The organism is Novipirellula herctigrandis, from assembly GCA_007859835.1.
GTDB classification, from domain to species: domain Bacteria; phylum Planctomycetota; class Planctomycetia; order Pirellulales; family Pirellulaceae; genus Novipirellula_A; species Novipirellula_A herctigrandis.
On the sequence record SJPJ01000001.1, the window covers coordinates 4,090,556 to 4,114,150 of the forward strand.

General features: G+C 53.1%; 17 protein-coding genes and 1 tRNA gene. 9 read left to right on the plus strand and 9 right to left on the minus strand.

The features are described 5' to 3' along the window. Positions 1 to 59: 59 nt before the first annotated feature. From CA13_RS15185 to CA13_RS15220, 8 genes are all read right to left on the minus strand, one after another. Complete coding sequence (locus tag CA13_RS15185) at positions 60 to 698, minus strand: peptide chain release factor family protein (protein WP_419194388.1); 639 nt, start codon at positions 696 to 698, stop codon at positions 60 to 62. Continuing rightward, on the minus strand, positions 685 to 2,724 hold the full coding sequence (locus tag CA13_RS15190) for a site-2 protease family protein (RefSeq protein WP_146397999.1): 2,040 nt from the start codon (positions 2,722 to 2,724) through the stop codon (positions 685 to 687). The genes CA13_RS15185 and CA13_RS15190 overlap by 14 nt, the downstream gene beginning before the upstream one ends. A 9-nt stretch (positions 2,725 to 2,733) precedes the next feature. Beyond that, positions 2,734 to 3,699 (minus strand): efflux RND transporter periplasmic adaptor subunit, encoded by a 966-nt coding sequence (locus tag CA13_RS15195; RefSeq protein WP_419194389.1) that lies wholly within the window; start codon positions 3,697 to 3,699, stop codon positions 2,734 to 2,736. Further along, the gene (locus CA13_RS15200; RefSeq protein WP_146398003.1) at positions 3,686 to 5,788 is read right to left on the minus strand and encodes an efflux RND transporter periplasmic adaptor subunit; all 2,103 of its coding nucleotides are present in this window, start codon (positions 5,786 to 5,788) and stop codon (positions 3,686 to 3,688) included. The genes CA13_RS15195 and CA13_RS15200 overlap by 14 nt, the downstream gene beginning before the upstream one ends. 137 nt (positions 5,789 to 5,925) lie before the next feature. Next, on the minus strand, positions 5,926 to 6,735 hold the full coding sequence (locus CA13_RS15205; RefSeq protein WP_146398005.1) for a hypothetical protein: 810 nt from the start codon (positions 6,733 to 6,735) through the stop codon (positions 5,926 to 5,928). A 14-nt stretch (positions 6,736 to 6,749) separates the two neighbouring features. Further along, complete coding sequence (locus CA13_RS35235) at positions 6,750 to 7,316, minus strand: CAP domain-containing protein (RefSeq protein WP_419194390.1); 567 nt, start codon at positions 7,314 to 7,316, stop codon at positions 6,750 to 6,752. A 523-nt stretch (positions 7,317 to 7,839) separates the two neighbouring features. After that, positions 7,840 to 9,339: a trigger factor gene (gene tig, locus CA13_RS15215; protein ID WP_146398007.1), complete on the minus strand. Its 1,500-nt coding sequence runs from the start codon at positions 9,337 to 9,339 to the stop codon at positions 7,840 to 7,842. Positions 9,340 to 9,536: 197 nt separating this feature from the next. Further along, a tRNA-Gly gene (locus tag CA13_RS15220) sits at positions 9,537 to 9,609 on the minus strand. A gap of 246 nt (positions 9,610 to 9,855) precedes the next feature. Here CA13_RS15220 and CA13_RS15225 point away from each other — a divergent pair. From CA13_RS15225 to CA13_RS15255, 7 genes are all read left to right on the plus strand, one after another. Further along, positions 9,856 to 10,863: a ketoacyl-ACP synthase III gene (locus tag CA13_RS15225; protein ID WP_146403679.1), complete on the plus strand. Its 1,008-nt coding sequence runs from the start codon at positions 9,856 to 9,858 to the stop codon at positions 10,861 to 10,863. A 37-nt stretch (positions 10,864 to 10,900) separates the two neighbouring features. Further along, positions 10,901 to 11,605, plus strand: a complete 705-nt coding sequence (locus tag CA13_RS15230) for a YqgE/AlgH family protein (protein WP_146398009.1) — start codon at positions 10,901 to 10,903, stop codon at positions 11,603 to 11,605. 40 nt (positions 11,606 to 11,645) lie between these two features. After that, the gene (locus tag CA13_RS15235) at positions 11,646 to 12,407 is read left to right on the plus strand and encodes a metallophosphoesterase family protein (RefSeq protein WP_146398011.1); all 762 of its coding nucleotides are present in this window, start codon (positions 11,646 to 11,648) and stop codon (positions 12,405 to 12,407) included. Positions 12,408 to 12,599: 192 nt separating this feature from the next. Continuing rightward, positions 12,600 to 12,965, plus strand: a complete 366-nt coding sequence (locus CA13_RS15240; RefSeq protein ID WP_146398013.1) for a scaffolding protein — start codon at positions 12,600 to 12,602, stop codon at positions 12,963 to 12,965. A gap of 33 nt (positions 12,966 to 12,998) precedes the next feature. Further along, entirely contained in the window at positions 12,999 to 13,850 is an 852-nt protein-coding gene (locus CA13_RS15245; RefSeq protein ID WP_146398015.1) for a formyltetrahydrofolate deformylase, read from the plus strand. Between the two features lie 61 nt (positions 13,851 to 13,911). Further along, a complete protein-coding gene (locus CA13_RS15250; protein ID WP_419194391.1) occupies positions 13,912 to 16,611 on the plus strand; it encodes a right-handed parallel beta-helix repeat-containing protein in 2,700 nt (899 codons plus the stop codon). Positions 16,612 to 16,711: 100 nt separating this feature from the next. Beyond that, a complete protein-coding gene (locus CA13_RS15255; RefSeq protein ID WP_146398019.1) occupies positions 16,712 to 19,249 on the plus strand; it encodes a U32 family peptidase in 2,538 nt (845 codons plus the stop codon). 37 nt (positions 19,250 to 19,286) lie between these two features. Here CA13_RS15255 and CA13_RS15260 read toward each other — a convergent pair whose 3' ends face one another. Continuing rightward, complete coding sequence (locus CA13_RS15260; protein WP_146398021.1) at positions 19,287 to 20,000, minus strand: LuxR C-terminal-related transcriptional regulator; 714 nt, start codon at positions 19,998 to 20,000, stop codon at positions 19,287 to 19,289. 525 nt (positions 20,001 to 20,525) lie between these two features. Between CA13_RS15260 and CA13_RS15265 the strand changes: the two genes are divergently transcribed. Together CA13_RS15265 and CA13_RS15270 are read left to right on the plus strand one after the other, a co-directional pair. Continuing rightward, a complete protein-coding gene (locus CA13_RS15265; protein ID WP_146398023.1) occupies positions 20,526 to 23,009 on the plus strand; it encodes a multiheme c-type cytochrome in 2,484 nt (827 codons plus the stop codon). Between the two features lie 64 nt (positions 23,010 to 23,073). Continuing rightward, the gene (locus tag CA13_RS15270) at positions 23,074 to 23,535 is read left to right on the plus strand and encodes a DUF4430 domain-containing protein (RefSeq protein WP_146398025.1); all 462 of its coding nucleotides are present in this window, start codon (positions 23,074 to 23,076) and stop codon (positions 23,533 to 23,535) included. Positions 23,536 to 23,595 lie beyond the last annotated feature (60 nt).

Sequence of the window (23,595 nt, forward strand, 5' to 3'; positions counted from 1 at the left end):
CGGCGGCGTGCCAACAGCATGTCGCCGTTTTTTCGTTTCCAGTCGAACAGAGCCGAGTCTCACCGAAGGGTGGACCGACCGTGGTGAGCACGGAATCGGTTAACGGTCGCAAAGGCTTGTGGAACGGATCGAACTAAGTTCACGACCGATGTCGTGCTGACTCCCCACTGCTTGGCCACCAAACTCGGTTGACCACCCGTGGCGTGCAAGTCATTCAACAGCAGCGCCAAAATAGCGGGTTTGTCCGGATTGCTATCGTTCATTCGATTTAGATGCTTGCGATAACGGTGACGAAATCCTGCTTGGATCGCGTCCGCTTCAATCCTTTCAGGTGGCTGATCGAAGGCCGATACGGTTCGAACCTCGATTGCCAACCGGTACCTAAGTCGCTCCAGTGCAACGGCACGGTTGCCGGCTTGGCTGCGAAGCTCGGTCGCCTCCCCGACGATTCCGGTAGGGCGATGAGTCAGAAAAACGCCCGAACTTGTTTTATTGCGATGCTGACCACCGGGCCCACTACGTGTTTGAGTGCGCAACTCGCACTGGGAAAGCAACGTGTCGATCGGCAGCAAAGCGAAGTGTGGACCAGCGACACTATTGACGGGCGTCCGATCAGCAACCGCAGGCATCTCCGCCTGGGCTGGCTTTTCGCCTGAACCCTTATCGGCGAAGCCCTTTGATGATTTAGATTCGCTCACTGACAAACCCACTTAGCCAGTCCACCAAATCGGCACCAAACGCTCGCGACGGCAAACGAACCACCCCCGTACAGTGACACCCGAGCGAATGAAGGATCGGCTCCTCACTTGCTGGCAACAAGCACATCACTTGATAAACAGCATCACGCGTCACCGAAGTTTCGTCACTAACGATCTTGGAGACTGCCTGAACCTCCGATTCAACTACCTGATCGTTCGCATGGTCCACCGCGACGCGGATCGGCGTCCCCACTGTAATCCATTGGTGATCTTTCGCGTCGAGCAGGAACACCGCTGCACGCTTTTCTCTTTTTGCGATCCGGCACCAAGCTTCGCTCCATCGTCCACCAGCGTGAACAACACAACCGACTGAACTAGCAAGCCAAACATTGACGCTTGCGTCACCCGAAATTGTTTGCGACTTCGGTGGTACGACAAAACCCGCCTCGGGAGCCCGCACCCGCGTTTGCTCAAGCCGCTCGCTCGCCTTGTCCAGCAACGTCTCGACCGATTGCTCGGCAGCGTGAAGCGTTGTCCATTGCTCAGCAACCTCGGGGCGATCAAGAGAATCACGGCGGGCAAGCTCGCTTCGCAATCGGGCTAGTCGGACTTCGCCTTGCAAGCGAGAAATCTCGATTTGCTCGATCTCGCCATTCAACGTGGCCATCCATTCGCCCTGTTCAACCCAGTGTCCAAACTCCGCTTCCACCTTTTCGATTTGACTCCCTGTGGGCAAGAAGACGCTGGTTGCTTCAGCAACGTCCACGACACCGCTGACTTCTCGATACCGAGGAAGCGGGACAAACAAGATCATTGCCACCAAAGCGGCGATCAGCGAACCAATCGTGAAGCGACGCAGCAAGGGGACTTTCGCCCACGGTCCCTTCCCTCTCAACAACCCTATGTAGTTTTTAGTTTGCTTTGCCATCAACATCATGGATATCAATATCACTAAGGCAACACCCAACAGAGCGATGTGAACCGCAGCAGAAAGATTGACGATAAACATGGCAATCGCCATTAAAACCAATGCTCGATAGACCATCGAAGAAGCATGGTAAATTGACAAGACAACTGCTCGGCGGTCACGCCGACGTGCCTTGCCAAAACAGTTTCCTGCAATCGGTGCAATTACCGTCGCCATGAATGATTCACTTGCTTCGCGTCTCAAGTTGGTACTGCCAAGCAAATCCATCAGCACGTAGTAACCGTCGTACCGCATCAACGGATTGGCGTTGAACACAAGCGTACTCACACCGCAAACCAACATCAAATTCATCGCAACCATTCGTGTCACCGGATCATTTGCGGCAACCCAAACCAACGTAGCGATGGTTGCGATGATCAGCTCGACGTAGATGCCCGCCAACATCACAGCAGCTCGTCGCACCGATGATGGCAACCGCCACACGTCGGTGACATCGCAATACGGAGATGGCATTCCGCAAAAGAGAAAGAGGCCCACGGATTTGCTTCGTGCCCCCATTCGTCGGCACATGACCGCATGCGACATCTCATGAATGAGTTTGGTCAACAAAAACGTCGCTGCGATCCAGAACGGGTTCGCGTTTTTCAAATAGGTCGGCAACAATCGGATCCCAGCCATCGATTCACTCAATCGAGTCAGAACCAAGATCATGGCAACCGATATCAAAAGGGCCCAACCAACAATGGCCGTGGGTGAAAACAAAACACCGCTCACTCTCGCTAGTCGTTTTGCGACCCAATCAATGCTGCCCAAAGGCACGCGAATCGCAAGAGGAGAGAACCGAACGGGCGGTGCCTCGAACCGCTCGCGAGTCCAACCAGCCGCGCGGGCTTGGTGGAGCAATGCTTCGCTGGGCTGGTTGTCGCAATCCGCTTGGCATATTCGTTGCCATGCGTTTTCGGTAATCCGCGAAAAACGACCACTGACCTCGTCAATCACCATTCGATAGACGCGACGATCACCGTCGATTCGATTCGTGCGGAGATCACGCCGCAAAAAGCGAGGTGCTCTTTCGTTGGAGATCGCTGCTTCGTTCACATCGACCCTTTAGTAGTGATTGACGCGCGATTGGCCTTGCGAGCGAGCGTTTTGCATCGCCGCCTCACTGACGTAAACCTTCATACGAACCGTGGTGCCGGGCAGCAGCATCCAATTCGACGAATCACCATCACGACGATTGACGATTTCTGCATGCATTCGAAACCTTCCACCCGGTAACATTTGTGGGTCAACTGACATTACGGTCCCTCGTAGCACACGCTCGGATCCGCTAACCGCGTCGGTCCAATGGACACTGACCGGCAACGTTTTGCATAAACTTGGTGACAAGTGGTCCTCTCGAAGAAGTGCATGCACGTGCAAGCGATCCAACCGTGCGACCGTAGCGATCGGGTGCCCCTTTTCAATCCACTCGCCCGCCGAACGACTCACTTCGATCACGGCTCCCGACAGAGGGCTCGCAATTTGCAGGTTCGCAATTTCATCGTCAAGCATTGAAAGGTCAGCTTCGCGAAGCTGCACTTCCATATTGTTTTCCAAACGCCGCTTCTTTGCCTGAGCGACTTCCAACTCCCCACGCTCGACTGCCAACCGCAACCTGCGGATGTGCGACAGTGGAACCGCTCCACTAACGTCATCGTAAATAGATCGATTAGAATCGAGTTCTGCCTTGGCTTCCGCCAAAGCGGTTTCAGCGTAACGCAACTCCACATCATCATTGGCTTCGCTACGCGCATGTTCGAGTCGCAGGCCCAACGCGCGACGGCGAATTTTTTGCGAACGGTCATCCAAACGGGCAATCAACTCACCCTGTTCAACGGATTGGTTTAATTGAATCGCGACTTCCGACACGCGGCCCGACACCATGCTCGGGACGTCAACTTCATCCGCGAACCGAACCACGCAATCAGTCACCTCAATCGACTTCTCTTGCTGGGCTTGAACAGGCACAGCGAAACTTATCAACACGATGGCGACACCATGCCATTGCAATCGCCGACTATTGGTTGTCATGATGAATGCCCTCGGTGGATGAGTCAGAAAAGTCATTGGAAGAGCCCGTGGAGAAGTAAAGTCCTGCCATCGAGTAAACCGAGTCAATCGCATCATGGAACAGAACACTCACCAACGGCGACGATTCACAGCGAAACAATACTCGCACGGGTGCTCCCGAAACCGGGCCCGAATCGTCAAGCGAGTCAATCGAACCGGACTCACTAACGAATGAATCGAGTCTCAGCACGACAGCTTTGGAATCGCTTGCCTCTGTGGACGTTCGTAGCGCAGGTCCGATTGAATCGATTGACGCTGGTAAACTTTCGCCATCGGTCCCTTCGATAACCGCCGCCACACGAAGCGATTTCAATTTAGCTGCCTGGCGCACCGACTCAATTCGAGCAAGAGGCACGCGAGCGTCAACTAACCACGTAGTCTCCTTTGCGATCACTTCAAGCAGTGCATCGCCGCGGTTGGCCGGACGTCCAAGCATCCGACGTTCGATTTGCCAAGCATCAACCACGCCGTCACACGAAGCCCTTAATTCCAAGGAATCTTGCACACGCTTCAAAACTGCTAGCTGGTCATCGATCGTTTGCAACTCTTCTGCCAACAAACTTCGTTCACCCTGCAATTGCTCGCTGCGGTCGGTACGATACGATGCGGCATCAACAAGTGCAGTCGTAAAGGCGGCTTGCTTTTGCGTTAGCACGGCGCGGCGTCCGACGAGCGAGGTGATTTGTTGTTCCAATTCAGGATCGCTCATCGTCAGCAGTTTCTGTCCCTGATGAACCGACTCGCCATGCGAAACATGAATCGCATCGACCACGGCGCTACGCGGAGCGAACAGCATTTGCACGTTGGCGGGACGCAGCGCCGCCGGGGATGTGACCACCATCGGAACGGGAAACAATGCAATGACAAGAACGATCGTCATCAAGGCGACCGTAATGAGCGGACCATGCCAACGTCGACGTGCCGAGCCGTTTAGCTGGTTGGCCATAGCTACCATCGCTCGGCCGCCAGGAATCGCCTCAATACTCCGTCGGTGGCGAATCGCTAATCCGACGTGATAGGCAATCCGCTGCAAAGGTTCCGTGATCAAATCAGTTTCCAGTTGGCTATGCTCGTTCCCAAGGCCAACGATACAAACGCCCTCATGCTCATCCGAAGAGGCAACCGTGATTGGAATGAGAGAATCGGAATCGCCCGACTCCGAACTGTATTCGAAAATCTCGCAACTGCTCGGCCTAAAATGCTCGTCCGCGACCGATTCAATTTGCTTTGCTCCGATGCCGTGCCGGTCAATCACGTTGCAATGACTGACCGCAACCAACCTTACATCGCTGTCTCGAACGTAGCACATCCCCACTCGATCAAGGCCGAATAAGTCAGCGACCGAATCGACCACGTAGGCTTCAATCTTATGTGTTGTCGAGAGCGTGTGAAGTGTGGCCAAAAAAGTATCGACTTGTTGGGCAATTCTGTGTTTTCGATGCAATTCCCTTAGTTGGTCGTTACGCAGAAACTCGCCCGCTAAGTCAGCCATTTGCGCGACAAATCGCAAGTAGCCTCGCTGAGTTGCCACGCCGCAATCCGATTCAAGGAACACTTCCAAGACATACGATGCTCGCGCTGAAAGCGGGTCACTATGAATCGGAACGACCGCCGCCGGAACTGCCGCCGGATTGGCCGCAGCCGTTGGGTCAACGGCATCCGGTGTCGATGGAACCACGACGGGTTGTCCACCCGCGACGACCTCTGCCAACATTTGATAGTGAGTGGATTGGGATTGGGCCAAAATCGATCGGTCGGTCGTTCTTCCAATTCGGTGAGCCACAGAAAAGGGGATTTCGCCCGCTGGATCGACTTGCCAAATCACAACCCCTTCGGCGGCCATCGCGCGCAAGACACGGTCGGCCAATCGACTCAAGAATTGACTTCGGGAACAATCGCTTCGAACCGCCGAGGCGATTTCGCGAACAATATCGGCAATCTCGCGACGCGTATCGACGACGAGCGGATCCGGGGCTGGCGCAGCGTTTAATCCTGGGCCCGCGCCCGAAGGAGAAAAAACGAACGGTTGGTCAGCAGTGGCCGGTTGCACGGGAGACAATGACAGCGATGGATGATCGATCTAATGCCAATAACGAAGGTCGCCGGTATCAAATCAAAGAAGCACAAAGCAATGCCAAAAGTCTTTGCTAGCAATGTCTGCCACTCGCTGCGAATCAACCAATGTCGCTACGGAGCGGCCAAGACCTGCGAAAAGAACCCCGACCACGAAAAACGCAAATCGTCGCGGTTTTTGCCAATCGCCTTGTTTAACTTTGAAACGATTCGAACGTTCTGTTTGTTAACAAAGCGTTCCACGATCACTTCTTGCATCACTTCGCCCCATGCTTCTGCGGCATCGCCACCGATATGGCTGACGCGATCCACTTCAAAACGGACAAGTGATAACTCCGCCGTCTCGACTTTCGGGTCGATGACCAGCGCTGGCGGAACCTCTAAATAGTCGGCCGCAAATCCAATGCTCGATCCGAGCCGGAGACTTACCGTGAGCCTACCCGAAACAGTGACGCTATACCATTTCACGCCGTAGTTCCATCTCTGGATACGTGCAGTGAACGTGAGCGGCGTTTCCGTTGTCGAAGCAATCTTCCAACGGTCTTCCTCCGAGCGAGTGACTGCGTGGACAACCGTCTTCGCTGCCGTTGGTGAGTTTACGGGCGGCAATTGGATCTCATATTGGATCCATCGACCATGCTCAAGTTCACGATAGCGACGGTGGGTTTTGATTTTAAACCCATCGAGACGCGTACGGACGCCTGCCCAAACTTGTTTCGTTTCACCCCAATCCTTGTCGCCTTGATACTTACGCGGCACTTCTCGCATCGCGATCGTTGCAAGCCACTGGACCGAATCGCGCGCTTGCGACTCACTGATTGCCAGAGGTTCGGCCGAGTCGGTCGGCGATGATAATGCTACAAACGTCGCGACAAAAACCAGTAGCAAGAATAGCCGCAATCCCTGCGGCTTTATGAGATCCACGATTTGCCAACCGCCTACCGATAGACGACGCAGAAATAGACACCATCTCGCCCAGTAGCCATGGCGGCACCGGCGGCGATCATACGCGAATCGTTCGTGAAGCAAGCCGACACTCCCGCGGGTGAGTAGGAACTAGACCATCCAACGCCTTCGTAACGCCCCGGGGAAAACGATCCTGGCGGATGGCCCTTGATGCCCTTCGCCGCCATCAATGACGCACGCTGCCGAGCCACCGCCTGCAACGCCGGATCGGATCGGAGGGCACCAATGCCGCTGCGAGCACGCTGAGCATTCAGCGCTGAAAGGACATTCGAGACTCCGCCACCGGATTGCACTCCCGAGGGTGGAACTATCGTAGACGAGTAGGACGCCCTAGGCACAGACGAAATTGGGCTGATTGCCGAAGCCTGCATCACCGCAGCCCCATTTTGCGTTACTCCACTGGACGAATGAATTTTTCCACACTTCGGACAAACAAATTGGTTGGACGCCACAACGATATTTTGAGCTGGCAACTCTCCAACAAAAACTCCGCTAAGAGCGATAACCGCACCCACGGTCAATGATGTGAATCGAAGCATCGATTTCTCCTTTGACTTCGCATGTTTGAATAGCTGAAAAGCGAGATCCGCTTGGAGTTCACACCCCACGCCGACCAACGATCCAATAAGAGTCGCAGCTTCATCCACTTTGGCGAAAGGGGGCAACTTGGCAATCCAGGCTGGCTTTCCCGACTTGCGAAAATGGGCACATCAATAAGCTGCTTTTGCCAGTGGACTTACGACAAAACGTTTTTTGCTAAGAAAAATGCAAACGACAAACCCGGCCCGCAAAGACAGGCAACACAGGGGCTTTAGGCAAAGCAATGTCAGGGATGTTTCCCATCGACAATGCACATCGCATGCTCGGCCGCCGCTGAGAGTATTTTCATCATTGACGTGGGGATTATCGTTGACGGTGGGATCACCGTAGGCTCAGCCCCATACAAGCGCTGCAATGCCAGGGCCATTGGCCTACATCAAGCAAAAAAGCCTGCACGCGTTAACGCATGCAGACTTTTGGAGTGGATCAACAAAGATCGTTCAACGGAGACGTTCGGGACGACTATTCCTTCTCGTCTTCCTTCTCAGCCGACTTCGGCGTATTGTCTTCGTACTTTGCTTCAGGAATCGCGTTTTCATCGCGAGTCGGAAGCACGTTGTGGTAAACCGCAAATTCTGCGTTCGCTTCGTCGGCTGGCTTGTCGACCTTCTCTTCGGTGATCTTCGCAGATTCGACAATCATCTCGATCACCTTGCGTTCGACGATTTGATTTCGAACTGCGTCCATTTGGCCGCTCTTTTCTAGCCGAGCACGGATTTTTCGTTCCGGCACATCGCTTTGTTGGGCGATGTTTGCGATTTCGACATCGTAATCCGCTGCTTCCGCATCGACATTTTCTTCTTCTGCGATCTTCTCGAGAATAAAATGTTCGCGAAGCGATGCTTCGGTTGACGCTTTCGCATTTTGACGTGAAGCGTTCACGAAGCGACGAATATTGTCTTCATCAAATCCGCTGCTTCTCAGTTCCAGCACCTTCCGCTGCAATTCGCGTTGCGTTTGGCGTTGCACCAAGGATTCGGGCAGTTCAAAGTCGGCATTACCAGCCAATTTTTCGACAACCGCTTCACGCAAAACTTGCTGTACACGGTAATCGGCTTGGCGGACCAGCGAATCACGGACGAAACTTCGCAGCTCGTCTTCGGACTCAAAATCGCCCAACTCTTCGAGGAACGATTCGGTCAACTTTGGCAATTCGCTCTTTAACACTTCGACCACGTGAATCTCAGCATCAATTTCTTTTCCGCGGAGTGCTTCATCGGCAACACCTTCGCCGATTTTGACTTTGCCGGAACGAGTTTCGCCTTCACTTACATCCTTCATCAGCGTGCCGAATTCTTCGATCACGCCGTCGGAAAGGCTCAAACGAGAGCTGAAGGTGATTCGCTCTTCTTCGAGTTTGGAAAGAAGTTTTGCGTCGCCCTTGAACTGGATATCGACGACCAATTTGTCGCCAAGTTCAGCCGGTTCGTCTGTCGCTTCCACAGTGGCGTATCGGCTGAGGACACGTTCGAGCGAGGCTTGAACATCGTCGTCACTGATTTCTTCGACTGGCTTGGTAAGCTCAAGCTCCTTCCAAGTTGGCGTCTCGAAATCGGGACGGACTTCAACGCTAAATTGATACTTAAAGTCACCTTCTTCTTCGGGCAATTCAATTGATTCAAAATCGAATTCAGGTTCACCAATCGCCGAAAAGTCTTCCTTCTCACTGACTTGGGCGAGCGAATCCATTAGCAAGGAACCCTTGACTTGATCGCGAACTCGGTCTTTGAATTGTTTTTCGACCAATTTCCGCGGCGCTCGTCCAGCACGGAAACCAGCGACACTCGCCTCTGGAACGATTTCGTCGTAGGCCTCTTTCAAATAACGCTCGACCTCGGCGTGGGGGATCGTCACGATCACTTCACGCACGCACGCACTAGGGCTTTCGACCTTGGCCTCGAGCTGAATGGGTTTCTTTTCTTCGGGGACTTGCGTCGCTTCGGGCTCAGTGGAGGTGGACATCCTTCTTAAGGCCTCTCGTCTTTCAGCTTGATCGTGGAGCAGGGAGAATCGGGAAAATATGACCAACCGACCAACGGCGATCGATCCCGAGTTTCATGGGAATGCAAGTCCGACAGTTTAACCTGCGGTCCCATGGTTTGAAAATGGGGGACTCGCGTCAGGAATCGCCAGCATGACGGTTGAGAAGAGAATGAAAAAGCGGCTGATGGGATTCGAACCCACGACAACAACGTTGGCAACGTTGTGCTCTGCCAACTGAGCTACAGCCGCAAATGCTTCGTAAAGCGAGAGATTATACCGAGCGAAAAAAGTTTGCAAGGCATGTCTGCAAAAGAAATTGATGGAATCGATACAGTCCAATCCAAGGAGCCAATCCGGCGGGACTTCGGATCTGGCATTTTCGATGGAATTGGCATTTTCGATCTGCCGTTTTCCCCACTCCCCCGCAACGGATGTTGTGGTTATTCTCAAAGCTGATTTCTATCCCCTCATTCTCGGCCATCCATGGATTCTCTCGTGCCGCACGCTCAACTTGGTCCGATCGCCATTCATTTACCGTCGCGAGTGGAGACGAATGACGCGTTGCAAGCAAAATATCCCAGGTGGGATTTGGATCTGATTGCGGAAAAAACGGGGATTCGCCAGCGTCACATTGCCGAACCGTCGGAAACCGCAAGCGATTTGGCGGTCGCCGCAGCGGAGCAGCTTTTTCAGTCACAATCGATCGACCGCAGCGAAATCGACTTTGTTCTGCTCTGCACCCAAACTCCCGATTACCCGCTCCCGACGACTAGCTGCTTGATCCACGATCGGCTCGGATTGCCAAAACGATGCGGTGCCCTCGATTTTAACCTTGGATGTAGCGGTTTTGTTTATGGATTGGCGATGGCCGATGGGCTAATCCAAAGTCGTGCTGCCAAGAAAATCTTGTTGCTAACAGCGGAAACCTACAGCAAATACATTGACCCCGACGATCGTAGTTTGCGGACTATTTTCGGTGACGCCGCCGCAGCCACTCTGGTCACGGCCGAAAACGAAAAAAGCTTGTGGGGCTTCCAATTCGGCAGCGACGGCAGTGGCGGTGACATGCTGATCGTCGGGGATGGCGGCAGCCGCCCCACCGAGGATGCCATCAAACCTCGCCACCGAAAACGATGGAAAAGTCGTTTGTACATGGATGGGCCGAGCTTGATTAACTTTACTGTCGAAGCGGTGCCGCGTTTAATCAACGAAATTTTGGAAGAAAATGGTTTAGACGATTCGCGAATCCACCGCTATCTGATGCACCAAGCAACGTGGAAAATGCTCGACCAATTGGCTAACCGCATGGGTGTCGCGCCAGAACGGATTCCCATCGAACTGAGCGATGTCGGTAACACGGTATCGTGTACATTGCCCATCTTGATCGATCGTCTGCGAAATCGAGGTGAACTTTCCGCCGATTCGGTTAACATGCTAATAGGCTTCGGCGTCGGATTATCGTGGGCTGGCTGTCTTTGGCAAGACAAATGGGCAACCGGCTAAAGCTTTCAAACACGCCTTTTTTTGTAGGGGGGGCAACATGGCAAAAGATGCTAGACCCGGAAACACATCGGGACATTTGTTAATCGCATCGCCTTACCTCAACGACGGCAATTTCCTTCGTTCGGTCGTGTTCATGATTCGCCATGATGTTGAGGGAGCGTTCGGCTTAGCAATCAACCGCCCAACCGAGCGACGGTTCCGAGAGCTGGTTGAATTGTCCAGCACCGGTGGCGAACCCCGCGAGGATGACTTCATCTATCGCGGCGGGCCAGTCGAAGGCCCCCTGCTTGCAATCCATGACTTAGCAGGGATTGGAGAGCCGTGCGGACCGACAGAGACGAACTTTGGCCCCCCGTTTTCCGATGAAAGTGACGCACCGAGCCAATCCAATTGCGACGGCCCAAAGTTCACCGTTCATGACCATCCCGCTGATCCGTATGGAAGCATGTCGATCGACTTCGGCAATCCACCTGCTTGGATTACCGGCGATGACGATCATTTGCGAATCTTGCTGACCCGTCGCGATGCCCACGTTCGCTACGTTGCTCACTACAGCGGGTGGGGACCGGGACAATTGGACGAAGAATTGCGTGTTGGTGGGTGGTTAGTAGGCAACGCGGATTCAGATATCTTGTTTGGTAGTGCCGACACCGTTTGGGAAACGGCGGTCAAACGATGCGGTCACGACATTTTGACATCCATGGCGCCCGGTGTTCGGTTTGGTGATCCGAACATGAACTAAGCCGAAATTCGAACACGAACAGAAAACCTGAGAAATCCGCATGCGTAAGTTTGTGATTGGTGACATTCACGGTTGCAGCAAAGCGCTGCGGACCCTGATTGAAACAATCGATCCGACTTGCGGCGACGAACTGATTTTCTTGGGTGATTACATCGATCGCGGGCCGGACAGCAAGGATGTGATCGACCAATTGATCGCATTGCATTCGCGCTGCCGAGTCGTTGCCCTTCGCGGCAATCACGAGATCATGTTGATGGGGGTAGTCACCGCAGGCCTCGACAGTGCGATTTGGAGCCAAAGTGGTGGCCAAACAACAATCGCCAGCTATGGCGGTTCGATCGAGAAAATCCCCGAAAAACACTTGGCGTTTTTTCGTTCGCTGCGGGCCTACTACGAAACTGACGAAGCGATCTTTGTTCACGCCTCCTATTCGCCAGACGAATCGATGCCGAGCCAAGACGATTCGATCCGTTATTGGAACCACTTAAACTACCCCTATCCGGCACCGCACTTCAGCGGCAAACGGGTCTACGTCGGCCACACTCCACAAGCTCACGGCGACGTATTGAACCTCGGACATCTGGTCTGCATCGACACCTACTGTTTCGGCGGTGGATATTTAACAGCGGTGGAATTGACCGGCAACGATATGATTCAAGTCGACTTGCACGGCCATGTTCGTCGCACGCCTTTAAAAATGCTGATGGATCGCATCGCGTCCCTCTTCTATTTCTTCACCAAACGAGGCACGCAGCAGCCCGAATCCCAAGTGGACACCGTGGTTGGCCAAACGACACCGTAAGCCGACATCGCCACAATTAGTGATTGATACCGCTCGTCGGTAAAGCCATCTCACAAAAATCGGGTCAGCTTACAAAATCAACCACTCGTCGGTCGACCGACGAGTGGCAAGATTGCCAAAATGGCCCCGACTGCCAAAGATTCACCGAGCGTGATACAACTCACATGTACCCGTTGGTTTCCCCCACCCTTAATGACGATACACATTCCGGAGCCCTCTTTCGTGTCAGATATTCATACCAAGTACAACGAAGTTGAAAAGTTAATCGATGCCGAAAAATTCGACGAAGCAATCACCGGTTTGAACGAGATCGTCCAGGAAGAGGAATCGTATGTCCTCGGTCATCTTGCCCTCGCTCGCGTCTACACGAAAACAGGCCAACACGATTTAGCAATCCAACATGGCGAAAAGGCGTGCGAAATCGAACCTGACGATGCATTCAACTTTACCGCCCTAAGCGTCACCTACCAACGCGCTTGGGCAGGCACCCAAGAGCAAACGTATATCGCCAAAGCTGAGGATGCGATGGCTCATGCTCGAATGCTTGAAAGCCGCTAATCGCGAGTGCGACTCGATTCGGAGTAGATACAAATGAAAGTCGTCATCACAGCGCTCGGGCCGGACAACTCAGGCCTTGCCGACCCGATCATTCACTATGTAACCGGACGTGGTGCAAGAATCTCCGAAATTCAAATGTATGACCATGACGAAGAACAACTCTTCGCCATGCTCTGCCGCATCGATGTGCCTGATACTGAATTGGACATGTTGACCGATGCGATGAAGCAAATCGGCGAAGTGACCGGCTTGGCAATTCGCGTATGGAGTGCGGAACGACGCAAAGAATGCCCTCGCTTAGCCGTTTGCTGCACTTATCTCGAACACACCCCGCGTGCGATTCTCGAAGCAGTCAAACAGGGTGTGATTCACGCTGACGTTTCCGTGCTGATCTCCAATCGCAAGAAGCTAAAGTCGCTTGCGGAGGAGTACGACATTCCGTTTGAAGTGATCGGCGATGCCCAAGGGATCGCCGACGACCAAAAGATGGTGGCGACACTCGACCATTACGATGTCGACTATGTGGTGCTGGCCCGGTACATGCGAATTTTGCCACCATCGATTTGTTGGCAATTCGCGGGTGGACGGATCATTAATCTTCATCACGGATTGTTGCCAGGTTTCCCCGGTTTTCGTCCTTACCACAACGCCTACAACGCTCGGATGCTCACCTTCGGCGCGACGTGTCACTTCATCATCCCCGAACTTGACGCTGGAAATCAAACCATTAATCAACGCACTTTCTCGGTCGCACCAGGTACCCGACTCGAAGACGTGATGCGTATTGGCGAAGTCGAGAATGAGCCTGCCTGTTTGGTCGAAGGCGTACGCCGAGTCGTTGATCGTGAAGTCTGCCTGCGATTTCATCGCGTCGTGGCACGATAGCGAGTATAATCTCCGCTGTCCCTTCCCCACCTCCCTCCCTCCCCCTCCTGAGGCTTCACTGATGAAGAAGCTTTTCTGTACGTGCGCTCTTTGGATCGCCACCTCGCTTTTCGTATTTTTTCCCAAAGCGAATGCTGACGAGTTCTACGTCTCGCCGGATGGATCCAATGATTCCATCGGATCGATGGAGCAACCGTTCGCATCGATCCAGCGTGCTCAAACGGCCGTTCGCAAATCACGAACCGAGCACCCAACCGAACCTGTCACGGTAATGATTGCTCCAGGACGGTACACTCTCGACCGCACGCTAGTCTTTACCCCTGAGGACTCCGGTGCGTCCCCTGATCAACCGGTAACGTATCGAGCTCTTCCCGGTGGCGACGTCGTTTTATCCGGCGGTGTTTCGATCAACGATTGGCAACAAGCCAATGGCGTTCCCGGCTTATGGAAAACGCGCATCCGAAAACCGAAATCCGCTGACAATACCAATTGGCGTTTCAATCAATTGTGGGTCAATGGACGTCGAGCAATACGAGCTCGGACACCAAACGACTGGGAATTCTTCAGTCTTCTTGGCGTCGCTGAAGAACCGGTCAAGACACAACCCAAACGGTTCCGACACACGTTCGCCACGAATCCAAATACACTCAAAACGCTGCAAGCACTCAGCCAAGAGGAACTGCGAGATGTCCAAGTGTTGGCATTTCACAAATGGGATACTACGCGTGAATTCCTCGAAGAAATACTTCCCGATCAAACCGGGTTTACTACCGTTGGCGACAACATGAAAAGTTGGAACCCGATGACGCGCGACAGCTTGTACTTTTTCGAAAATTATCTTCAAGCTCTCGATGCGCCTGGTGAATGGTTCCTTGATCGCGACGGTTGGCTGTACTATCAGTGCCGTGATGGCGAAGAAATGACCTCGGCCGACGTCGTGGCAGCTAAAACCGAACGACTGATCGAAGTGCGAGGGGAATTCGAAAATGGAAACCACCCCGTAAAACACCTCCGGTTCGAGGGACTGAAACTACGCCATGCTGAATTCCGCATCCCCGACGAAGGAATTCGGTCTTGGCAGGCAGCAATGAATGTGGATGCGACCGCCGTTCAATTGGACGGTTGCCGCGACATTTCCTTTATCGATTGTGCGTTAGAACATATCGGTTCCACAGGGTTTTGGTTCCGAAAAGCGTGCCACGATTGCCGTGTGGAACGTACGCGAGTATTCGATTGTGGCATCAGTGCGATCCGGATCGGCGAGGAAAAACTCGTTCCTGAACCCGTTCGCACCGGGGGAATCACGATTGACAACTGCATCCTGCAAAGCGGCGGACGAATTACACCGCACGCTGTGGGAGTGTGGATAGGCCACAGCAGCGATAACGCAATTACGCACTGCGACGTCGCTGATTTTTTCTACACCGCCATCTCCGTTGGATGGCGATGGGGATATGACCAAAGCGGCGCGAAACGAAACAAAATCGAGTTCAATCACTTGCATCACTTGGGCTATCGAATCCTTAGTGACATGGGTGGCGTTTATACGCTCGGACCATCCGAAGGCACAACGGTGCGTCACAACGTGATTCACGATGTCTATTCGACTCGCTACGGTGGATGGGGGCTTTACCCGGACGAAGGCAGTTCGAACATCCTCTATGAAAACAATTTGGTCTACAACGTGCGTGACGGATGTTTCCATCAACATTACGGCCGCGACAACATCGTCCGAAACAATGTTTTCGCGTTTAGCGAAGAGGGACAAATTGCAGTAACCAGGGCCGAACCACATCAATCTTTCACGTTTGAACGCAACGTTGTCTACTTTGACCAAGGGACGTTGCTCGGACATTCGGGATGGCGCAACGGAGTCAAGGTTCAAATGAACCAAAACCTCTATTGGCGTGCCGGTGGTAAGCCATTCGACTTCGCCGGCCAAGAGTTAGCACAATGGCGTGAACTCGGAAACGATCAAAATTCGATTGTCGCTAACCCCCACTTCGTCGATCCTGACAACTACGATTTTCGTCTCTCGCCCGATTCGCCAGTCAAGCAAATTGGATTTATCGAATTTGATTACTCCCAAGCCGGGGTCAATGGTGACCAAGCGTGGAAGGAACTCGCAGCATCACCCGTGTTCCCCGAGCCATACGTGGTTCCGCCACCTGAAGCGATGAATCTAAGCGATCACTTTGACCAAGACTCGCCTCTGTCACTGCTGCGAATCGCGACTCTCAGTGACGAGGATCGCGATGCGTTAATCCAACTCGCTGCTGAACCCGATGGGGACGGGCGATGTTTGAAAGTTCAAGACGCCGCTGATCTTAAGGCGGGTTTCAACCCACATTTCTATTGGGATCCTCAGTACACTCACGGCGTTGCGACGATGTCATTTCGGATTCGATTGGAACCGGGAGCAGATGTTCGCTGTGAATGGCGAAGCAAGACGAATCCGTACCGCACGGGTCCAAACTTGCATTTCGGCGGCGGTGTTGTCAATTCAAAAAGGCGAGCCAAATTGGTGGAAATACCAACGGATCAATGGATAAAGGTCACCGTCACCGCACCGTTAGGTAAGCAAGACGCGACATGGAAAGCGATGTTCGAGTTCGCTGATGGAACCCAAAAAGTCGCCAACGACCTGCCTTGTGACGCCGACTGGACCGACGCGCGTTGGGTCGGCTTCAGCTCGCAATCGGCCGACGGAGTATCGTATTACATAGACGATTTGGTCATGCGGGTCCGCCCAAACATGTAGTAGAAGAACACGGACGCGTTGAACCTAAGCATTCGCGGCGACTCGAAACTCTCGACAAGTTCCGCTACCGCTTTTACCTCGCGGTGGTCATACTTGGGGCATGAAAGAAGTCCCCCATCAAGCGAAACACCCAAAAATCGAGCTTCTCGCCCCCGCTGGCGATTGGCAATGTGCTCGCGCGGCTGTCGAGAACGGGGCGAATGCGATCTACTTTGGCCTCGATTGTGGCTTCAACGCGCGGGTACGAGCCCAAAATTTTGGACTTGCCGACTTGCCCGACTTGATGAGTTGGCTGCGAACGCGAGGTGTACGTGGCTACGTGACGATGAATACGTTAGCATTCCCTTCGGAATTACCGCCCCTGATTGACATTGTTGAACAGGTCGCCTCGGCCGGTGTCGACGCGGTATTGGTGCAAGATTTCGGAGTCGCCCGGATCGTCCATGCCGTGTGCGAGGAACTCGAAATCCACGCATCGACTCAAATGAGTTTGAGCAGTAGTGAAACAATCGAAGTTGCCCGCCACCTTGGGCTCTCTCGTGTCGTGCTGGCGCGAGAATTGTCGATTGCCGAAATCCGAAAAATCACCGCTGCCACCGACATGCCCGTCGAATGCTTCATTCATGGTGCGCTATGCGTCGCCTACAGCGGCCAATGTTTGACCAGCGAATCGCTGGGTGGTCGAAGTGCCAACCGAGGGCATTGTGCTCAAGCATGCCGGTTGCCCTACGAATTGATCGTCGATGGCGAAGACCGGGATCTCGGCGAGATTCGCTATCTGCTAAGTCCTCAAGACCTCGCTGGTTACGCCGCGATTCCCGATATGATCGCCGCCGGTGTTTCCTCGCTAAAAATCGAAGGTCGTTTAAAGACGCCTGAATACGTTGCCAACATCACCGGGCACTACCGAAAAGCAATCGACGATGCGATGCGCACGGGCGAGGTCCACATCGATGAGGTTGCTCGTCGCGAAATGGAATTATCGTTCTCGCGAGGTTTTTCACCTGGATGGATCGAAGGAAACGATCATAAACGACTTGTCCCCGGTGACCACAGTGCAAAACGAGGCATTCGGCTCGGCGAAGTGCTCGACACGAAATCCGATCACATCTTAGTCCAAGTCAATGCACCGGTGGCTCTTGGCGATGGATTGGCAATCGAAGTCGAAAATTCGGCTGGGGGCAACAAGGTTCAAGGTGGTCGCGTTTACTCTCTTGAAAGCGGTTCGAAGCGACGCCTCGAATCCGTACCCGAAAACACTCTCGCATGGATTGGTTTTGGCCGAGGTGAAATTGAATGGCAAGCGGTTCATCTTGGCAATGCCGTTTTCAAAAATGATGACCCGAAGCTCAATCGGCGACTGCGTCAAAGTTTTGCGGGCCAGGATTCACAAACACGTCAGCCGATCGACATTACCGTGATCGCCGCAGTTGGCAAGCCGTTGAAATTGTCAGCGACGTTGCCAGGAAACATCACCGCTGAGGTTATCAGCGAGTCGATTCTCGAAAAAGCGAACAAACACCCTGCGGATGAAACGATGCTTCGAGAAAAAATTGGCCGACTCGGAAGCACATCGTTTGAACTGCGAAATTTGGATGCAAACATCGTTGGCGGTCCGATGGTACCGGCGAGCGTGCTGAATCAATTGCGTCGAGATTTGAGTGATGCATTGACGACTCAACTACATCGTCCGCCAAAACGCCACATTCATACGGATGCGGGGCGGGCACTACTGGCTCCCCTGGATTCGGTCTCCTTGACCAGCGATTTACAGGCCACACCGCGGCTTGCGGTTTTATGCCGAACGCTTGAGCAAGTCGAAGCGGCATCACAGGGAAACGTTGATTTGGTTTACACCGACTTGCAGGATGTTCGGCAATACAAAGACGCGGTCGCAATCGCCCATCGCGAAAACGCAAAAATTGGAATCGCGAACGTCCGGATTCAAAAACCGGGTGAAATGGGACTTTTGAAAGTGCTTCGGCGCCTCGATGCAGATTGCTTCTTGGTCCGAAATCTCGCAGCCATCGATTATCTTTCGAAGCTTGGTAAACCGCTGGTAGCCGATTTTTCGCTCAATACATCCAACCATCGATCGGCCGAATGGTTGATCGAGTTGGGAGTGAAACGAGTGACCGCTTCGTACGACTTGAACCGCGATCAATTGATGGATTTGGTCGGTTCGGTTCGGGTCAGTGAATTGGAAGTCGTCGTGCATCAACACATGCCGATGTTCCATATGGAGCACTGCGTTTTTTGCAGTGTTCTGTCACCTGGAACGAACAAGACGAATTGCGGCCGACCGTGTGATCGGCACATTGTCAAATTGCGTGACCGAGTCGGCGCGGAACATCCTCTGCATGCCGATGTCGCATGCCGAAACACCCTCTACAACGCGACCGCTCAGAGTGGCTCGGAGATTGTCGCCGATTTAATCGTAAGAGGTCTCCAGTGGTTCCGAATCGAAATGCTTGAACAAAATGCAAAACAGACGATCGATACGATTAACCTCTATCGAAAACTGCTTGCCGGTGAGGTGTCGGGCAGTGAGGTTTGGAAACAATTGCAAGCGACAAATCGGCTCGGCGTCACACGAGGGACACTCGAATCGAAACGAAATCCGCTGGCGATTCTGTAGCGGGAAAGTTCATGGGCAGGCAATGGTCAAGGTCAAGCTACAGACCGACATCACAGTAGCCGTTGTCCTGCAACCTGACCATCAACCGGATGAGTGCCGCTTGGCTGTCCACATCCAATTTTTTCAGCGCAGCATTGCGACGGTTTTCGACGGTCTTATCGGATACCCCAAGGACCTTGGCCATATGTTTGACCGATTCGCCTTTGGAAACCATCACTGCAACCTGTTGTTCTCGCTCTTCTAGCTTGCTGTACCGATCCCACATCACTGCCAAATCGACGAATTGGGGTTCGTTGATTGGTCTCTCTTTGACTTCAATGATACGCGTCACACCTAAAATAGCTGCTCGCGGATGACCACTCCCTAGCAATGAACGTTTGATTGTTCGCAGTAGCATGGCACGCCCTTGGGAATCTCGTCCTGCGTGTTCGAATTCGACCGTAGAACATCCCGACAAAAGCAATGCATCGGAACGAGACGAGATCGGCATGATCGTTTCATTCAAAAAATCCTCACCGAAGCGACCGACCGAACTCACCGGCCCGGAAAAGGTTTGCTCATACACGGTGTTGGTAACCAAGATTTGATTGTCCACGGTTTTGATATAAACCGAATCAACCGCGTGAGCAATGGCCCCATGGAGTGAGCAATTCTTACGAAAGGCCTCTACCAATCCCTCAAACATCGAGTTCACTTCTTGAGCAAATGAGCCGTCTTCTCGATGGGGCAGGGGAGGTAGATGGGAAGACATGCAGTGTCAGTTCGCAAAATTGGTTGAATCCCTCAGTCAAACAGCCCACGATCAGGATTCCCATCGGCAACAAACAATTGCACCCGATGTTTAGCGATAGCGATCTGCTTCACATCATCAAAAGAAAAATGACCACGACGGACACCGAATGGGGGCAATCATTCGGTGACCGCGTGGTCCATTGGAGGATTATCGCAAGCGACAATGACTCCCGGTGCCGAGGAAAGTGTGGGGCTGACTCATCCTCGACGAAATAACTATCGTACAAAATCGATTCGGATGTGGAAAAAAACTTTCCGTTATCAGAAGTTTCCCCAGCCCCGAAGTGCGTCAATTCGTCACACAAGGCACAATAGGAGGATTCAGCACACGAAACAACTGAACACACGACCACACACCCGTCTGAACTATTGACGAAGGGGCGAAATAAGGACAACAACCTCGATTCACTGAGGCGTCACGCACCGTGAGACTGGTACATTGGATCGAGTTGCGAACCACACCCCAAGACAGCTTTCGATGGCTATGAGTGCATCTGATTCGAATCCCCCCCTGACATCCGCCGCCGGTATTGTCACGATTCTGTTGACAATCGTTGCAACGTCATCCACCAGCGGGGCCGATCGTTTGGTGGATCACTACCCCTCAGCTGCGGAATCGGGATGCATGAAATGCCATGGCGAGATTGAGCCGATCCGTGAAGTCGGCTCCGAGATGCTCAGTCAAATCATGGCTCTTGGTGACGAACTTGGTGACCCGGCCGGATGCGTGGTTTGCCACAACGGGGATGCAACCGAAACGGTTGACAAAGAAATAGCTCATGGAGGCGAGGATTTTTTTCCTGACCCTGGCAGCCCCTGGGTCAACTCGGAAACCTGCGGCCAATGCCACGCAGATCAAGTACGCGTACAGTGGCATAGTTTAATGATGACCGAAGCGGGCAAAATCCAAGGCGTTTGTTGGGCGTTTGGTTCCTTGACTGGCTACGAACATCGTTGGGCCAACTATGCCGTCACGAATCCGACCGACCCCAAAGCCCGTCTCGGAACGGATGCTTATCGGGCATACATGGAAGTGTTAACCGCAAGGGAGCCGAATGTCTTCGTCGATCGCCATGAAGCGTTGCCCGATGCGCTCAAGAAGGACGAGCTTGGTCGCCTCGACGAAGATCCTTCGCTATCCGCATTCACCTACATTCGTCAAGAATGCCAGCGTTGTCATCATGCGGTGAAAGGACGCCAAGAACGAGGTGACTTTCGGGGGATGGGATGCTCTTCATGCCACATCCCGTACGGCAACGAAGGCATCTATGAAGGAGCCGACCCTTCGATCCCAACGTCCGAAACCGGCCACCCACTGGTCCATTCGATTCAAGGTTCCCGCGAAGCGAAAGTGACTGTTCACGGCACCACTTATAGTGGTATTCCTGTGGAAACATGCACGACGTGCCATGATCGCGGCAAACGAATTGGCGTTTCGTTTCAAGGCTTAATGGAAACACCATTCACTTCGCCTTATGCGGCCGACGGTAGCGATCAGCCGAAGCTCCATACAAAGCATTACATCGCGATGGATCAAGATATCCACTACCAAAAAGGAATGACGTGCCAAGATTGCCACACTTCACTTGATGTGCACGGCGATGGTTTTCTAACGGGTGCAAATTTGGCTGCAGTACAAATCGAATGTTCTGATTGTCACGGGACGCCCGACAAATACCCTTGGGAATTGCCTCTCGGTTTCATGGATGAATTCGAAGAATCACCTGCCACGGGTGAGATGCGTGGCGTGACCAATAAACTGCTGCCCCACACCCTTCAAGGAAGCGAATTGGAACCACTCGATGGCTACCTTCTGACGGCTCGGGGCAACCCGTATGAAAACGTCGTTCGCGATGGAGACGAAGTGATCGTCTACACCGCTGCGGGCGCTGACATTCGCATGAAGCCGCTCAAGAAACTAATCGAAGAAGAACAGGTCAGCGAGCGTGGCCGTGTCGCGATGCAAGGCGTTGCATCCCACTTGGAGCGAATGGAATGCTACACTTGCCACACCAGTTGGACGCCCCAGTGCTATGGTTGTCACGTCAAAATCGACTTTTCGCAAAAGGACAAATGCCCCGAATGCGAGCAGTCGAAAATGGGCTTTGATTGGGTCGGCGCAGGACGGGCTCACGGGGAAGATGAGTTCCGAACCGATCGTGGCGAGACAGGCTATGACACGATCATCCCAGGAAAAGTGAGTGAACAACGCAGCTATGAACGATGGGAAGAACCGATGCTCGGTATCAATGGCGAAGGCCGCGTCACGCCGCTCGCGCCAGGATGCCAAGTGTCGGTGACCGTGATCGGTCAAGACGGAAAGCCGCTGTTACTTAATCACATCTACAAAACACAAGCTGATTCGGAGGGCGCCGGTGATGACGGTCAATTGTCAATCGACATGAGTCCGACGCAGCCTCATACAACCACTAAAAATGCCCGTTCCTGCGAATCTTGCCACGCTTCGGACAAGGCATTAGGGTTGGGCATTAAGGGAACCAGACCTTGGAATGAAGAGCATCTTGTCGATTTAGAGACGGTCGATGGAAAGGTGTTGCCACAGAAGACACAGCCACAAATGTCGGCGGTCGAGAATTTGGATCACGATTGGTCGCAAGTCGTCGATCAAGAAGGAAATCAAGTCGCGACCGTTGGGCATCACTTCAAGTTGTCACGAGCGTTCAATCAAGAAGAACTCAATCGGATCAGCCGTGAAGGAACGTGCTTGGCGTGCCACAAGGAAATCCCCAAAGCTTCGTTGGCGGTAAGCCTGCTGCATCACGTGGCCGCGTACACCGGCGGGGTCCCCAAAACACCTTCGGAACACGATTCACTTGTAAATAAAATTGTCCTTTCGAGTGCATGGGGGCAAGCGTTAGCAATCATCGGAGCCCCCCTTATCGGTTTGGCTGCTTTGGTCTGGTACCGCCGGCGAAGAACACGGAAAACCTCGGCGAGTCATTCGTAGCAGACATGAACGCGTTCGAAAAGGGGAATAGCCGAACCTTGGATGCAGCTAGTAGAATGAAGGCATGAACAAGACACACTTTATCGTATTGCTATCCGTTTCCTTTTTGATCGCTGGCTGCAACCGTGCCACGGTTGAACCATCTGCTGAAGAAATCACTACCGAAGCGGGCACTGTCACCGTCGTGATTCAATCAAGTGAGGGCGAACGTCAAACCGAGGTGGACAACGTGTTGCCTGGTGCGACCGTCGAATCCGTGATGCGATCAATTGAAGAGGTTCCGATCACGATCAACGGATCAGGCGTAACCGCATTTGTCAGTAAGATGGATGGTGTCGAAACCGAATCGACAAAGGGATGGACCTACATGGTCAACGATGAGTACGTCAACAAGGGAATCGGCAGCGTGATGTTGGTTCCACCGGCAACCGTCACATGGACCTACGGCACCTACGAACAAACCATCGGGAACAAAGTCGACACCTCGAACGACGAATCAGCGACCACCCAAGCGTCCCAAGAGTAGTCTTGCAACTCGCTAAGAGGACGTGTTCTTCAAACGGCTGTATTCTGCATACTGCGACGC